Source organism: Pseudomonas sp. 5P_3.1_Bac2 (assembly GCF_025465995.1).
In the GTDB taxonomy this organism is placed as follows: domain Bacteria; phylum Pseudomonadota; class Gammaproteobacteria; order Pseudomonadales; family Pseudomonadaceae; genus Aquipseudomonas.
The window spans coordinates 133,000-147,440 of record NZ_JANLNY010000022.1 but is presented as its reverse complement, the minus strand read 5'-3'; the positions used below and the strand labels follow the sequence as shown (position 1 = coordinate 147,440).

Annotated in this window: 13 protein-coding genes; 3 read left to right on the top strand and 10 right to left on the bottom strand. The window is 60.0% G+C overall.

What is annotated here, in order from left to right; translation table 11 throughout:
- Positions 1–219: 219 nt before the first annotated feature.
- The 3 genes from NTD81_RS12070 (at position 220) to NTD81_RS12060 (ending at position 2,177) form a co-directional block, all read left to right on the top strand.
- The gene (locus tag NTD81_RS12070) at positions 220–498 is read left to right on the top strand and encodes a polyhydroxyalkanoic acid system family protein (RefSeq protein WP_262182658.1); all 279 of its coding nucleotides are present in this window, start codon (positions 220–222) and stop codon (positions 496–498) included.
- A 109-nt stretch (positions 499–607) separates the two neighbouring features.
- Positions 608–1,063 carry a phasin family protein gene (locus NTD81_RS12065; protein ID WP_262182656.1) on the top strand — a complete coding sequence of 152 codons (456 nt, stop codon included), beginning with the start codon at positions 608–610 and terminating at the stop codon, positions 1,061–1,063.
- 10 nt (positions 1,064–1,073) lie between these two features.
- Positions 1,074–2,177, top strand: a complete 1,104-nt coding sequence (locus NTD81_RS12060; RefSeq protein WP_262182655.1) for a phasin family protein — start codon at positions 1,074–1,076, stop codon at positions 2,175–2,177.
- 45 nt (positions 2,178–2,222) lie between these two features.
- On the opposite strand, the gene NTD81_RS12055 is transcribed toward NTD81_RS12060, so the two are convergent.
- From NTD81_RS12055 to betA, 10 genes are all read right to left on the bottom strand, one after another.
- On the bottom strand, positions 2,223–2,840 hold the full coding sequence (locus NTD81_RS12055) for a TetR/AcrR family transcriptional regulator (protein ID WP_262182653.1): 618 nt from the start codon (positions 2,838–2,840) through the stop codon (positions 2,223–2,225).
- A gap of 69 nt (positions 2,841–2,909) precedes the next feature.
- A complete protein-coding gene (phaC, locus tag NTD81_RS12050) occupies positions 2,910–4,592 on the bottom strand; it encodes a class II poly(R)-hydroxyalkanoic acid synthase (RefSeq protein WP_262182651.1) in 1,683 nt (560 codons plus the stop codon).
- Positions 4,593–4,640: 48 nt separating this feature from the next.
- A complete protein-coding gene (phaZ, locus tag NTD81_RS12045; protein ID WP_262182648.1) occupies positions 4,641–5,495 on the bottom strand; it encodes a poly(3-hydroxyalkanoate) depolymerase in 855 nt (284 codons plus the stop codon).
- 148 nt (positions 5,496–5,643) lie between these two features.
- Complete coding sequence (gene phaC, locus NTD81_RS12040; protein ID WP_262182647.1) at positions 5,644–7,323, bottom strand: class II poly(R)-hydroxyalkanoic acid synthase; 1,680 nt, start codon at positions 7,321–7,323, stop codon at positions 5,644–5,646.
- A gap of 307 nt (positions 7,324–7,630) precedes the next feature.
- A complete protein-coding gene (locus NTD81_RS12035; RefSeq protein ID WP_262182645.1) occupies positions 7,631–8,002 on the bottom strand; it encodes a DUF971 domain-containing protein in 372 nt (123 codons plus the stop codon).
- A gap of 63 nt (positions 8,003–8,065) precedes the next feature.
- Positions 8,066–9,403, bottom strand: a complete 1,338-nt coding sequence (gene hslU / locus NTD81_RS12030; protein WP_262182644.1) for an ATP-dependent protease ATPase subunit HslU — start codon at positions 9,401–9,403, stop codon at positions 8,066–8,068.
- Between the two features lie 25 nt (positions 9,404–9,428).
- Positions 9,429–9,959, bottom strand: a complete 531-nt coding sequence (hslV, locus tag NTD81_RS12025; RefSeq protein ID WP_262182643.1) for an ATP-dependent protease subunit HslV — start codon at positions 9,957–9,959, stop codon at positions 9,429–9,431.
- A 138-nt stretch (positions 9,960–10,097) separates the two neighbouring features.
- On the bottom strand, positions 10,098–10,787 hold the full coding sequence (locus NTD81_RS12020) for an SPOR domain-containing protein (protein ID WP_262182641.1): 690 nt from the start codon (positions 10,785–10,787) through the stop codon (positions 10,098–10,100).
- Positions 10,788–12,527, bottom strand: coding sequence for an arginine--tRNA ligase (gene argS / locus NTD81_RS12015; protein ID WP_262182638.1), 1,740 nt, complete (start codon positions 12,525–12,527; stop codon positions 10,788–10,790).
- Between the two features lie 187 nt (positions 12,528–12,714).
- A complete protein-coding gene (gene betA, locus NTD81_RS12010; RefSeq protein WP_262182635.1) occupies positions 12,715–14,406 on the bottom strand; it encodes a choline dehydrogenase in 1,692 nt (563 codons plus the stop codon).
- Positions 14,407–14,441: the final 35 nt, after the last annotated feature.

Sequence of the window (14,441 nt, the reverse complement as noted above, 5' to 3'; positions counted from 1 at the left end):
GGCCTTTCCTAAAACACAGGGGCTGCATCTAAAAGTGGCGTTCATTCTAAACCCAAATCGTGGCTCTGGGTTTTTATGCTGCATAGCATTGGACAAACTGCTATGCGCGCGGTGCAGCTTGGCTGCCTGAGCCTTGCTATAGTCGCGCCTTGTAGAGATCCGGGGCGCGGGACCTAAGGTCGCAGCTCAGGGTTTAAGCTTATTGCCGAGGAGCCTTGCATGGCCAAAATCACCATTGAACGTCCCCACAGCCTGGGCCGTGACGCCGCGCGGCAGAAGGCCGAGCAACTGGCTGAGCGTCTGGCTCAACAATATGACGTGCGTTATCGCTGGAATGGCGACAGTTTGGAGTTTAAGCGCAGCGGTGCTGACGGCAGCATAGATGTGCATGAGGACCGTGTACGGGTGCGTTTGAGTTTGGGCTTGTTGCTGTCGGCCATGAGCAGCAGCATCAAACGTGAGATCGAAGACACCCTGGATAAACACCTGCAGGCCTGATTTTGCGCGGCATGCCACCTTAGTATGTCGTTTCTAATTTTCCTCATTACTGTGCATCTAAGCCTGCGTTTCGTGGGTGTTTACTCAACCAATTTGAGTGAGGTGCAGCATGTCGAAAGCCGTCGTTAAAAAAACTTCGCTGAAAAAAACTGCCGCTGCCACGGCCAATACTGAGGTGTTGGCGCCGGTAAAAGGCTATGCGCGGAGTGTTTGGTTAGCTGGTTTAGGCGCCTATGTGAAGGTCGGGCAAGAGGGTTTGGGCTATTTCAAAAGCCTCGTTAAGAGCGGTGAAGGCATTGAAAACCAAGGTAAAAAGCTCTTCGATAAGCAGCTTGAAGCGGCCAACGAACAGCTCGGTAGTGTCAAAGTCAGCTTGGTAAGCAATGTCGATAATGTGAAAAACCAAGTAGAAAATAAGCTGGAAAAACTTGAAAAAGCCTTCGACAATCGGGTCGCTAGCGCACTCAATCGTATTGGCATTCCGTCCAAGCAGGATGTTGAAACTCTGTCTGCTAAGCTGGATGTGCTGAGCGCGTTGCTCGAGCATGTCGCGCGTACCAAGTAAGGAGAGCAGGATGGTCGTCAAAAAGAAAACCGAGAAGCAAACCACTTCCTGGGTTGGCGAAGTCGAGAAGTACTCTCGCCAAATCTGGTTGGCTGGTTTGGGGGCCTATTCCAAGATCAGCAAGGACGGCAATAAGCTGTTCGATAACTTGGTCAAGGATGGCGAAAAAGCTGAGAAGCAAGCGAAGACAGAGGTCGGCGCCGCTAAAGCCACTTTGGGGGCGAAAGTGGGCAACGCTAAATCCAAAGTCGATGAAGTAAAAGACAAGGCGATTGGCAAGTGGGGCGAGCTGGAAGAAGCCTTCGACAAGCGCCTGAACAAAGCGATCTCGCGCTTGGGTGTACCGAGCAGCAATGAAGTGAAATCGCTCAACGCTAAAGTTGATAACCTCACTAAACAGATCGAGAAACTGACCGGCGTATCGGTCAAATCGGTCCCCGCCGCGAAAAAAGCTGCTGCCAAACCAGCTGCTAAGCCAGCCGCAAAAGCTGCCGCTAAACCCGCTGCTAAGCCAGCTGCAAAAGCTGCCGCCAAACCAGCTGCTAAGCCAGCCGCAAAAGCTGCCGCCAAACCCGCTGCTAAGCCAGCCGCAAAAGCTGCCGCCAAACCTGCTGCTAAGCCAGCTGCAAAAGCTGCCGCCAAACCTGCTGCTAAGCCAGTTGCAAAAGCTGCCGCCAAACCCGCTGCTAAGCCAGCCGCAAAAGCTGCCGCCAAACCAGCTGCTAAGCCAGCTGTAAAAGCTGCCGCTAAACCAGCTGCTAAGCCAGCCGTAAAAGCTGCCGCCAAACCAGCTGCTAAGCCAGCCGCAAAAGCTGCTGCCAAACCAGCGGCTAAGCCAGCCGTAAAAGCCGCTGCTAAACCTGCAGCTAAACCAGCGGCTAAGCCAGCCGTAAAAGCCGCTGCTAAACCTGCAGCTAAACCAGCGGCTAAACCGTTGGTAAAAGCTGCACCTAAGCCGGCTGCTAAACCTGTGGTAAAAGCTGCACCTAAGCCAGCTGCAACGCCGGCGGCCAAGCCAGCAGCACCTGCTGCCGCGACGCCAGCCCCAGCCCCTGCGCCGGTGGCTACTGCACCAAGCGCCCCGGCTGCTGCAACGCCGACCACGCAGTCGTAATACCTGCTGTTGCAATGCCCACGCCCGGCCTAGTGCCGGGCGTTTTTATTCATCATGCAGATAGCGTTTGGCCAAGTGTTCGGCGGCTTGGCGAGAATCTTCCGGTAGATGCGGAGCCAGCAGCATCATCACCTGATAAACCACCAGGCGACTCTCGCCCTCACGGCCCATGATGCGTTGGTAATCCAGGGCAAATAGCAGGGTCAGGGTGATCTGCTCGACTAACTGCACAAGCCTAGAACTGTCGCTGGCCAATGGGTTGTCGCCAGCCAGTTGCAGCAGCAACCAGTTGAGCATGCGTTTGAGTTGGATCAGCCACAGGCGGATGCCGTGTTCCAGTTTCGGTAAACGGCTGGTGAGGTTGGACAGGTCTTGGAACAAGAAGCGGTAGGCGGCCAGACGCTCGACGATCAGGTGCAGCAGCAGCCAGCAATCTTCGATATCCAGCTCGACCTCTGCCGGCGGCGCTAGCAGCGGCGCCAACTCATTTTGAAAGCGCTGAAACAAACCCAAGGTCAGCGGCTCTTTGCCATGGAAGTGGTAATACAGATTGCCTGGGCTGATGCCTAATTCATTGGCGATCTCCAAGGTTGAAACGTTCGGCTCGCCCTTTAGGTTAAACAGCAGCAGGGCGTAGTCGAGGATGCGGTCGCGGGTCTTCATAGGCTGTGGTCATACCGGCGCGGCGAAGTGATGAAGGCCGGCTTGGTGCAATGCCGGCCTGTGGTGGCGTTAACGCATATGCACATAGGTGCCGGGGGCTGCATCCATGGCCGGGTGTTGCGCGCTGCCCAGGCGCGGCTGGATGTTGTGCTGGGCGCCACTGCGTTGTTGTAGCCAGCTCAGCCATGCTGGCCACCAACTGCCTTTAACTTCTTCGGCGGCGTGGTACCAGGCGCGTGGATCGCTGGCTAAATCATGGCTGTGGCGGTAGCCGGCTTTGGGGTGTCCAGGCGGGTTGAGGATGCTCTGGATATGCCCACTATTGGCCAGAACAAACTCACGCTTGCCGCCGAGCAGCGAGGCCGAGCGATACACCGCATCCCAGGGCGTGATGTGGTCGTTGCAGCCGGCCACGGTAAAGCTGTCGACCTTGACCTTGCTTAAGTCCACGGGCGTGCCGCACACCTCCAAGGCGCCGGCGCGGGTCAGTGGGTTGTATTTGAAGAAGTCGATCAGTTCGCCATGCAGGGCAGCGGGTAAGCGGGTGTTGTCGTTGTTCCAGTAGAGGATGTCGAAGGCTGGCGGTTCTTTGCCGAGCAGGTAATTGTTGATCCAGTAATGCCAGATCAGCTCGTTGGGCCGCATCCAGGCGAAGATCCGCGCCATGTCACGGCCCTCCAATACGCCTTGTTGATAGGAGCGGCGCTTGGCCGCCTCGATGCTCAGCTCATCGGCAAACAGCAAGGCCGGGCTGTCGATCTGGCTATCCAGCAGGCTGACCATATAGCTGGCGCTGGCCACTTTGCGCAGCATGCGCTTGCCTTGCAGGTGGCCCTGCAGCGCGGCGCTGGTCAGGCCGCCAGCACAGGCGCCGAGCAGATTCAGGCTTTTGCTGGCGGTGATTTGCAGGCAGGCGTCGAGGGCTTGCTCCAGCGCGTGTACATAGCTCGACAGTCCCCATTCGCGGTGTCGTGGATCAGGGTTACGCCAGCTGACGATAAAGGTTTGCAGGCCGTTTTTCAGGGCGTATTGGACAAAGCTGTTGTCGCTTGCGAGGTCGAAAATATAGAACTTGTTGATTTGCGACGGCACGATCAGCAGCGGCTTGGCGTACTGCTTTTCGGTCATGGGTTTGTACTGGATCAGCTCCAGCAGCTCGTTGCGAAACACCACCGCGCCGCCAGTGGCTGCCAAGTTACGGCCCACTTCAAAGGCATGCTTGCTGACTTGGCTGGGCAGGCCGTGGTTGTTCAACAAATCATCGTAGAGATGATTGAGGCCGCGCAGCAGGCTGGCGCCGCCGGTGTTAAACAACTCCTTGAGCACCAGCGGATTCAGCGGACTGTTAGACGGCGCCAGGGCATCACCGAGCTGGCTGAGCACGAAGTGGGCGCGGGCCTGATCATCCGCGCTCAGTTGGCTGTCGTTAACCCACGCGCTGAGTTGCTGGCGGCAAGCCAGATAGCCTTGCAAGGTGCGCTGATAGACGGGGTTGTGTTGCCAGCTGGGGTCCTTAAAGCGGGCGTCTTTAGGATTGACTGAGTAGGGCTGATCGCCGAGCAGAATCCGCCCTAACTGGCTGCCTAAGGCCTGTGCATGGCGGGCCGTATGCAAGGGGCGTTTGACGCTGTGCAAGGCCAGTTGGCGCAGGGTGCTGAGCAGATCACGGCCGCGCAGGCCGACCACCGCATTGTGCACATTGAGGTGGGCGCCGGCCTTGCTGGGTTTTGGCTTAGCGGGTAGCTCGGGCATAGGGCAACACTCCATGGTCAAACCAATAGGCTGCGCAACTGCGTGTGACTAACCTTGTGCGGCTTGCGGCTGCGGGTGCATCACCGCAGGTTGCCGCTCCTCCTCTAAGAACTTCATGATGATCGGCGCCACGGCTTCGGCGCGGGTGACCAAGAACAGATGGCCGTCATCGATCACATGTAATTCCGAGTTGGGAATCCGCCAGGCCAGCATGCGCATGTTCACCAGCGGAATCAGTGGATCGTCATCACCGGCCAGCACCAGGGTTGGCTGCTTGATCTTGTGCAGCCAGTGGATGCTGGTCCAGCCTAAGCCAGCGAAGAGTTGCCAGTAGTAGCCCAGCTTGCCGCCAGAACGCACCTTGCTGGCATGGGACAGCGCCAGTTTGGGGTCGCGGCGAAACGCTCCGCCGTAAATATCCGGAGCAATTTCCACGCCATAGGAGGGTTGGATATAGCGCCTGGGACTGGCCATCCGCCACAGCACCTTAGGCTTGCCCGGCAGCATCACGGCGCCGGCAGAGGTGGCGGCGAGAATCAGTTTTTTGCAGCGCTCGGGGTAATCGTGGGCAAACTGCTGAGCCAGTGCACCACCCCAGGACACGCCGATGGCGTTGACCTGGCCGTAGTCCAGATAATCGAGCATGCGCGCCGCCAGCTTGGCCAAGCTGGGGAAGCGATAAGGCGTGTTGGGGGTGGAGGAGCCGCCGACGCCAGGGACGTCGAAGGCGATCACTTCCAAGTTCGGGTCCAGTGCACGGACAAAGGGCATGACCAGTTCTAGGTTGGCACCGATGCCATTGAAAATCAGCAGCGGCGTCATCTCGCCGGTGCCGGGGCGCACAGCCGTGCGGATGGTCTGGCCATCCAGCTCGATGGTGCGAAACTCAAATGGTAGCGACATGCGCATAGCCCTGTTTAGTTAAATCACGGGTACAGCCCGGCCAGCGCTTTGCCAGGGCGTAGGTCGGTGCCTGCTTCACCTGCCCAGGTCGTTGGGCTGGTAGTGACACCTCCTGTGTCACGGGCATGTGCGCGCACTGCGCGGTTAATCAACGCTCGTGGACATAGGTGCCGGGAGCCGCCTCGCCTGCGGGGTATTTTTTATTGCCTAAGTGCCGGGGGGCTTTTTTCAATTCACCCGAGCGCTCGGCCAACCAGCTTTGCCAGTGCAACCACCAGGAATCCGCCTTCTTGGTTGAGCTGGCTTGCCAGGCTTTGGGGTCAGCCGGCATCTCGCTGTTGGTCATGTAACGCGCCTTGGGATTACCTGGCGGGTTGAGGATGCTCTGGATATGACCGCTGTTGGATAAAACAAATTCCACTTTGCCACCAAACAAGCGTGCCGATTTGTAGCAGGACTCCCACGGCGTGATGTGATCGGTGGTGCCGGCGACGCAGAACAGGTCGGTGGTGACCTGGCGCAGATCAATCGGCGTGCCGCAGACTTCCAAAGCCCCTGGACGCACCAGCGGATTGGTCTTGAACATCTCGATAAACTCTCCGTGCAGAGCGGCGGGCAGGCGCGTGGTGTCGTTGTTCCAGTAGAGGATGTCGAACACCGGCGGCTCATTGCCGAGCAGGTAGTTGTTGACCCAGTAGTTCCAGATCAAATCATTAGGCCGCATCCAGGCAAACACCTTGGCCATGTCGCTGCCTTCCAGCACCCCAGCCTGGTAGGAACGACGCTTGGCCAGCTCCAGGCTTTTTTCGTCGGCGAACAGCGCCACATCGGTTTCTAAACGGTAATCCAGCACGCTGACCAGCAGGGTCAGGGCGTTCACTTTGTGCTCGCCCAGCGCCGCGTAATGGCCGAGCAGGCTGGCGGTGGTCAGGCCGCCGGAGCAGGCGCCGAGCATGTTGATGTCTTTGCTGCCGGTGACAGCGGTGACTACGTTGATGGCTTCTTTCAGGGCTTCGATATAGGTCGACAGGCCCCACTCGCGGTGCGCTTTGGTCGGGTTACGCCAGCTCACCACAAAGGTTTGCACGCCGTTGCGCAGCAGGAAGCGCGCCACGCTTTTATCCGGCGACAGGTCGAAGACGTAGAACTTGTTGATTTGCGGCGGCACCACCAGCAGCGGGCGCGCATGCACTTGCTCGGTGATGGGCTGGTAGTGGATCAGCTCCAGTAGGTCGTTGCGGAAGATCACTGCGCCGTCGCTGGTGGCGACGTTCTTGCCGACCTCGAAGGCGTTCATGTTGACCTGGCTGGGCATGCCGCCGTTGTGCACGATGTCCTTGGCCAAGTGGGAGAGGCCGTCGAGCACGCTCTTGCCGCCGGTTTCAAAGAAGCGTTTAACCGCCGCCGGGTTGGCCATGCTGTTGCTCGGCGCCATCGCTTCGGTCATCAAGTTGATCACGAAGTGGCCACGGCTGGCGTCTTGCTCGGACAGGTTGCTGTGCTCAACCCAGTCATGCAGCTCTTTGCGCCAGGCCAGGTAGGTCTGCAGATAACGCTTATACAGCGGGTTTTGGCTCCACGCCGGATCGCTAAAGCGGCGGTCGCCTTCGGCCGGGCTGAGTTCGGATTGGCCGAGCAGGACGTTTTTTACTTCCATGCCGAAATGGGCGATGTGCTTGACGCTGTGCAGGGGTTGCTTGATGGCTTGCTTGAGGACGATGCGCGCGGAGGTGAGTAAGTCTTTACCGCGGATGCCTATCACTGGGTTAAGGCCCAGGGTGTTTTCGGAGGCTTGGTGTTTCAGGTCGTCATTATTTTTATCGGTCATCTACAACGCTCCATTGTCCTGGACGAATAGCGGCGTGTGGTTTGCGTTCGGGTGGCGCAGGGACTCCATGGCTAGATGCGGCACAGGCCGGATGTAGCGCGTTGCTGGGTCAACCCGCAGCATGAAAAGTCACAAGGTACTTGGTTACCCGAGTTTGCCAAAATGTGCAAGATGGCGGCGAACAGGATCGAACGTGCAGGCAGTATGCAAAAGCAAATTAGAAAATGCGCTCTAACTTACAAGCACGGCAGTAGACGCATCGCCGCTTAGCTGCGGGGTAAAGCGGCGAGGAAAGTGAGCGGAAAATTTACAGCAGCAGTTTGACCACGCTTTCGTTCGGGTCGCGGGATTTGCCGGCACTGGCAAGCTCGGCCAGGTAGTCTTGCCACAGCTCAGTTTGGCGCAGGGCCAGTTGTTCGAGGTAATCCCAGGTGAACAGGCCGCTGTCGTGGCCGTCATCAAAGGTCAGTTTCAAGGCGTAGTTGCCGGCCGGTTCAACCTGGGTCAAGGCCACGCCGAGCTTGCCGAACTGGAGGATGGGGTTGCCGTGGCCCTGCACTTCCGCTGAGGGTGAATGCACCCGCAGAAACTCGGCGGGCAGGCTGTACTGCTCGGCGCCGTAGTGCAGTTCTAAAGTCTTGGAGGCTTTGTGCAGTTTGATCGCGCTGGGAATTCGCATGGCCGTGCACCACATGAGGCCGCTAGGCCTGGCGCGCGCTGCGGCCAGGCCTGCGGTGGCTGATTAGAGGATGTAGCGCGAAAGGTCTTCGTCTTGCGCCAGCTCGCCGAGGTGGCTGTTGACGTAAGCGGCGTCGATCACGATGGGCGTGCCGTTTTGCTGGCCAGCCAGATCACCGGCGCTGAACGAGACTTCCTCCAGCAGGCGCTCCAGCAGGGTGTGCAGGCGACGGGCACCGATATTCTCGGTCTTCTCGTTAACCTGCCAGGCAATCTCGGCGATGCGCTTGATGCCTTCCGGGACAAACTCGATGCCCAGGCCTTCGGTGTTGAGCAGCGCCGCGTATTGCTCGGTGAGCGACGCATGTGGCTCGCTCAGGATGCGCTCGAAGTCTTGTGGCGACAGGGCCTTGAGTTCAACGCGAATCGGCAGGCGGCCTTGCAGCTCCGGCACCAGATCACTCGGCTTGCTCAGGTGGAAGGCACCGGAGGCAATAAACAGGATGTGGTCGGTTTTTACCGTGCCCAGCTTGGTGGTCACGGTGCAGCCTTCGATCAGTGGCAGCAGGTCGCGCTGCACGCCTTCACGGGACACATCGGCGCCGCCGGCGTTGGCGCGCTTGGCCACTTTGTCGATCTCGTCGATAAACACGATGCCGTGCTGCTCAACCGCTTCCAGGGCTTGAGCCTTAAGCTCCTCCTCGTTGACCAGGCGCACGGCCTCTTCATCGCGGATCATTTTCAAGGCGTCTTTGACCTTCAGCTTGCGGCTTTTGGTCTTGCCCTTGCCCATGTTGGCGAACAGGTTTTGCAGCTGGCTGGTCATTTCTTCCATGCCCGGTGGGGTCATGATTTCCACGCCCACTGGGCTGTCAGCCACTTCTACGTCGATTTCTTTATCGTCCAGCTGACCTTCGCGCAGGCGCTTGCGGAACAGCTGGCGGGTGTTGCTATCGCTCGGCGTGCTGGCTTCGTCACCGAAGGTGCGCGCCGGCGGCAGCAGGGCGTCGAGGATGCGGTCTTCGGCGGCATCTTCCGCGCGGTGACGGACTTTGACGATTTCCTGCTCACGCAGCATCTTGATCGCCGCATCTGCCAGGTCGCGGATGATCGACTCCACGTCGCGGCCGACATAGCCGACTTCGGTGAACTTGGTCGCTTCGACTTTGATAAAGGGGGCGTTGGCCAGCTTGGCCAGGCGCCGGGCAATTTCGGTCTTGCCGACGCCGGTTGGGCCAATCATCAGGATGTTTTTCGGCGTGACTTCGGCGCGCAATTCGGCCGGCAGTTGCATACGCCGCCAACGGTTACGCAGGGCGATGGCGACAGCGCGCTTGGCATCGTCCTGGCCGATGATATGGCGATTGAGTTCGTGAACGATCTCGCGGGGCGTCATAGACATGCAGGGTACTCCGAAGAGACGGCGCTTATTGCGCGCAGTCTTCTTCCTCAATAGTCAGGTTCTGATTGGTGAAGACACAGATCGAGCCGGCAATGTTCAATGCCGCTTCGGTAATTTCGCGGGCGCCCAGCTCAGTCTTTTGCAACAGGGCCATGGCCGCCGCTTGGGCGAAGCCGCCGCCGGAGCCCATGGCGATCAGGCCATGCTCAGGTTCGACGACGTCGCCGTTACCGGTGATGATCAGGGACGCGTCTTTGTTGGCCACCGCCAACATAGCTTCCAGGCGACTCAGGGAGCGGTCAGTGCGCCAGTCTTTGGCCAGTTCTACGGCAGCGCGCACGAGGTGGCCCTGGTGTTTTTCCAGCTGGCCTTCAAAGCGCTCAAACAGGGTAAAGGCATCCGCGGTAGCGCCGGCAAAGCCAGCCAACACTTGGCCGTGATAGAGGCGCCGAACTTTCTTCGCGTTGCCTTTCATCACGGTGTTGCCGAGGGACACCTGGCCGTCGCCGCCCATAACGACTTTGCCATTACGACGAACTGAAACGATGGTGGTCAAGGGGGAGTCTCCATGCAGCGAGGCGAAAATGCCTAATGCCGATGAAGTGGGGGCGCTTGGCGCCGGCTTCAAGCCCCAGGCCGAATCCAGCCGACAAATAGTCATGCAGGATTGGCCCAGGCCTGAAAAGTCGCGGGGTTACTGGACCTGGCGCTGCTGTAACAGCAAGTTACTGTAGCCGTGGGACGCCAGGTTCTTTTGCGCACTGCCCAGTTGCTCGCGGCTGGCGAAGGGGCCGACTAACACCCGGTACCAGGTTTCATCACGCACCGTGCCAGACTCCACTTGCACGTTCTGCCCGAGCAGTATGATCTGCGCGCGCAGGCTGTTGGCGTCGTCCTTGCGGCGGAACGAGCCGGCCTGGAGGAAGAACTGCGAAGTCAGCGGGCCTTTGGCTACCACGGTGGGCGCCGGTGGCGGCTCCTTGCCGTTCAGCAGGGCTTCGGCACGGGCGGCGTCGATCTTCGCGGCTTCCTCCGGCGTCACCGGTTTTTGCTCCGGCGGCTTAGGTGGCGGCGTGGGTTCGATGGCCTGCGGCGGCAGGATCACTTCCGACTCCGGCAGCAAGGTGTAGAAGTCGTACTTAGGCTTAGCCGGCTCAGCTGGCTTAGGCTTCTCGGTCACCTTGTTCGGTGCCTTGTTGCCGGCTTGCTCACCACGATCACGCTTGATGTCGCCCTTGCCCGGCTCAAGGCTGAACAAGAACACCATAAAGCCGCCGATGACTAGCCCGCAGACCAGCCAAAACCAGCCTGGCACGGGTTTTTTGGCCGGCGCTTGATAGCGGCTGGCGCCGCGCTTGGGTGCTGGTTTTTTCTTGGCGGCCACTTACATGCGCTCCAAGGTATCCAGACCGAGCAATTCAAGGCCTTGCTTGAGCGTGCGACCGGTCAGCGCGGCGAGGCGCAGGCGGCTGTTTTGCGTAGCAGGATCTTCAGCGCTGAGGATCGGACAGTGTTCGTAGAAGCTGGAGAACAGCCCAGCCAGGTCGTAGAGGTAGGCGCAAAGCAGGTGCGGTACACCTTTATCGGCGACACCATTGAGCACTTCGCTGAACTGTGCCAGCTTGCCGGCCAGCTCGATTTCTTGCGCAGCTTGCAGGTTCAGCTGGCCGTCGATCTGCTCGTAACCCTTGCCCAGCTTGCGGAACACGCTGGCTACCCGGGTGTAGGCGTAGAGCAGGTACGGCGCGGTGTTGCCCTCGAAGCTGAGCATATGCTCGAAGTTAAAGCTGTAGTCGCTGGTGCGGTGCTTGGACAGGTCGGCGTATTTCACCGACGCGATACCCACCGAACGGGCGATCTGGCGCAGCTCGTCTTCGGCGAGATCCGTGTTCTTGCCCTTAACCAAGACGTAGGCGCGTTCTTGCGCCTCGATCAGCAGGTCGATCAGTTTGACCGTACCGCCGTCGCGGGTCTTGAACGGACGGCCATCGGCGCCATTCATGGTGCCGAAGCCCATGTGCTCCAGTTGCATCTCTGGATGCACGAAGCCGGCCCGGCGCGCCACTTCAAAGACCATCTGGAAGTGCAGGGCCTGGCGTTGGTCAACGAAATACAGCGAGCGGTCCGCGTGCAGTTGCTGGCTGCGATAACGCATGGCAGCCAGGTCGGTGGTGGAGTAGAGGTAACCACCGCCGGCTTTTTGCACGATCACCGGCAGCGGATTGCCTTCGGCGTTTTTGAATTCGTCCAGGAACACGCACTGCGCACCGTTATCTTCGGTGAGCAGGCCTTTGTCACGCAGGGCCGCAACGATGCCTGGCAGGTCGGCGTTATAGGCGCTTTCACCTTTGACGTCGGCCATCGACAGCTTAACCCCGAGCAGGTCATAGACCTTCTGGCAGTGCGACAGGGAAATATCGTTAAAGCGGTGCCACAGGTCCAGGCACTGCTCATCACCGGCTTGCAGCAGCACGACTAATTCGCGGGCGCGGTCGGCGAACTCCGGGGAGTCGTCGAAGCATTTTTTGGCGGCGCGGTAAAAGCCTTCCAGATCCGCCAGCTCGCTTTCGGCGGCGGCCGGGTTGGCCTCCATAAAAGCCAGCAGCATGCCGAACTGGGTGCCCCAGTCGCCGACATGGTTCTGCCGGATCACCTTGTCGCCCAAGAACTCCAGCACCCGCGCCACGCCGTCACCGATGATGGTGGAGCGCAGGTGGCCAACGTGCATTTCCTTGGCCAGGTTCGGCGAGGACAGGTCGACCACCACGGTTTGCGCCGGGCCAGCCTTGCGCACGCCCAATTGCGCGTCGGCGAGGAAGCTATCCAGGCGTGCGGCCAGGGCTTGGGTGTTCTGGTAGAAGTTAAGGAAACCGGGACCGGCGATCTCAACTTTGCTGATCTGCGCATCGGCTGGCAGCGCCGCGATGAGTTTTTCGGCCAGGTCGCGGGGCTTCATCGCGGCTTGCTTGCTCAGCATCATGGCGATGTTGCTGGCGAAGTCGCCGTGGGTTTTATCCTTGGTGTTCTCCACCTGGATGGCCGGGCTCAAGCCTTCAGGCAGCACGCCTTCAGCGGTGAGACGGGTCAGGGCTTGCTGGATCAGGTGGCGAATGTTGTCTTTCATGGTCTGCTCAGTCGGCCGTGGAAACGGCGGCGCACAATGGCGCTGGTTGAAAACTGCACATTATCGACGCGCTTGGGCCAAGGCTTCAAGACGCAGATGCGCGTGACCGGCTAACCGGCGACTGAACCTGACGGGAATTGGCGCTGCAGGGCAACCCGCAGCCACTGGGGTGGCTACGGGCCATGACCTACTTGGCCTGGCGCTGCGGGGTGCCGCGCACCGGAGCGCCGTTGGCCACGTAGTAGGGCGCGGTGCTGCGCGGCAGGGGTGTGCGACCACGGATTTGATCGGCGATTTTCTCGGCGATCATGATCGTTGGCGCGTTGAGGTTGCCGGTGGTGATGATCGGCATGATCGACGCATCCACCACGCGCAAGCCCTGCATGCCGTGTACGCGGCCTTGAGCATCGACCACGGCCATGTCGTCTTCACCCATCTTGCATGAGCAGGACGGGTGATAGGCCGTTTCGGCGTGCTCGCGGATAAACGCGTCCAGCTCGGCATCGGTTTGCACCTGGGCACCGGGGCTGATCTCGCGGCCACGGTAAGGATCGAGCGCGGCCTGGGCCATGATCTCGCGGGTGATGCGGATGCCGTCGCGGAACTCTTGCCAGTCCTGCTCGGTGGCCATGTAGTTGAAGAGGATGCTGGGGTCTTGCCGCGGGTCTTTGGATTTGACCTCAATGCGCCCCCGGCTCGGCGAGCGCATGGAGCCCATGTGCGCCTGGAAACCGTGCTCCTGCACGCCCTTGCTGCCGTTGTAGTTAATCGCGACCGGCAGGAAGTGATACTGGATATTCGGCCACTTGAACTCTTCGCGGCTGCGGATAAAACCGCCGGCCTCAAACTGGTTGCTGGCGCCCAAACCGCTGCCGAAGAACAGCCACTGCGCGCCAATCGCCGGCTGGTTCCACCATTTGGTGGCCGGATAAATCGATACCGGCTGGGTGCAGGCGTATTGCAGGTACAGCTCAAGGTGATCCTGCAGGTTCTGGCCAACCCCTGGCAGGTCGTGGACCACGGGAATCTCCAGGCTGCGCAGCAACTCCGCGGGACCGACGCCTGAGCGCTGGAGAATTTGCGGCGAGGCGATGGCGCCGCCGCACAGCAGCACTTCACGGCGCGCACGGGCCTCGTGGGGTTGATTGCTGGCGCCAAGCAGGTAGCTGACCCCAGTGGCGCGCTTGTCAGTGAACAGAATGCGGTCGGTGAGGGCGTGGGGCACGATGGTCAGGTTAGGCCGCTGCCGGGCCTGATCCAGATAACCACGGCCCGTGGCGGCGCGGCGGCCTTCTGGGGTGACGGTGCGGTCCATCGGGCCGAAGCCTTCTTGCTGGAAACCGTTGAGGTCGTCGGTGCGCGGGAAACCGGCCTGCACGCCGGCCTCGACCATGGCGTGGAACAGCGGGTTGTTGCCGTTCTTCGGCGTGGTCACGCTGACCGGGCCGTCGCCGCCGTGGTACGGATTAGGGCCGATATCGCGGGTTTCGGCTTTGCGGAAATACGGCAGGCAGTCCAGATAACTCCAGCTCTCCAGACCTTTGAGTTGCGCCCAGCCGTCGTAGTCCAGGGCGTTGCCACGGATGTAGCACATGCCGTTGATCAACGACGAGCCGCCAATGCCCTTACCGCGTCCGCATTCCATGCGGCGGTTGTTCATATGCGGCTCGGGGTCGGTCAGGTAAGCCCAGTTATAGCGCCGGCCTTGTAGCGGGTAAGCCAGGGCCGCGGGCATTTGGGTGCGAAAATCAAAGCGATAATCCGGGCCGCCGGCTTCCAGCAGCAGCACGCTGACCCCGGCATCTTCGGTCAGGCGGGTGGCCAGCACGTTACCGGCCGAGCCAGCGCCGATGATGATGTAGTCGTATTCATTGCTCATAAGCAAACCTCTGCACGCGGGCTGGCGCAGGCCAG

Excerpts from the sequence above, each read along its gene's own strand:
- NTD81_RS12070 (WP_262182658.1), top strand. The coding sequence starts at position 220 with ATGGCCAAAATCACCATTGAACGTCCCCACAGCCTGGGCCGTGACGCC.
- NTD81_RS12065 (WP_262182656.1), top strand. The coding sequence starts at position 608 with ATGTCGAAAGCCGTCGTTAAAAAAACTTCGCTGAAAAAAACTGCCGCT.
- NTD81_RS12060 (WP_262182655.1), top strand. The coding sequence starts at position 1,074 with ATGGTCGTCAAAAAGAAAACCGAGAAGCAAACCACTTCCTGGGTTGGC.
- NTD81_RS12055 (WP_262182653.1), bottom strand. The coding sequence starts at position 2,840 with ATGAAGACCCGCGACCGCATCCTCGACTACGCCCTGCTGCTGTTTAAC.
- phaC (WP_262182651.1), bottom strand. The coding sequence starts at position 4,592 with ATGCCCGAGCTACCCGCTAAGCCAAAACCCAGCAAGGCCGGCGCCCAC.
- phaZ (WP_262182648.1), bottom strand. The coding sequence starts at position 5,495 with ATGTCGCTACCATTTGAGTTTCGCACCATCGAGCTGGATGGCCAGACC.
- phaC (WP_262182647.1), bottom strand. The coding sequence starts at position 7,323 with ATGACCGATAAAAATAATGACGACCTGAAACACCAAGCCTCCGAAAAC.
- NTD81_RS12035 (WP_262182645.1), bottom strand. The coding sequence starts at position 8,002 with ATGCGAATTCCCAGCGCGATCAAACTGCACAAAGCCTCCAAGACTTTA.
- hslU (WP_262182644.1), bottom strand. The coding sequence starts at position 9,403 with ATGTCTATGACGCCCCGCGAGATCGTTCACGAACTCAATCGCCATATC.
- argS (WP_262182638.1), bottom strand. The coding sequence starts at position 12,527 with ATGAAAGACAACATTCGCCACCTGATCCAGCAAGCCCTGACCCGTCTC.
- betA (WP_262182635.1), bottom strand. The coding sequence starts at position 14,406 with ATGAGCAATGAATACGACTACATCATCATCGGCGCTGGCTCGGCCGGT.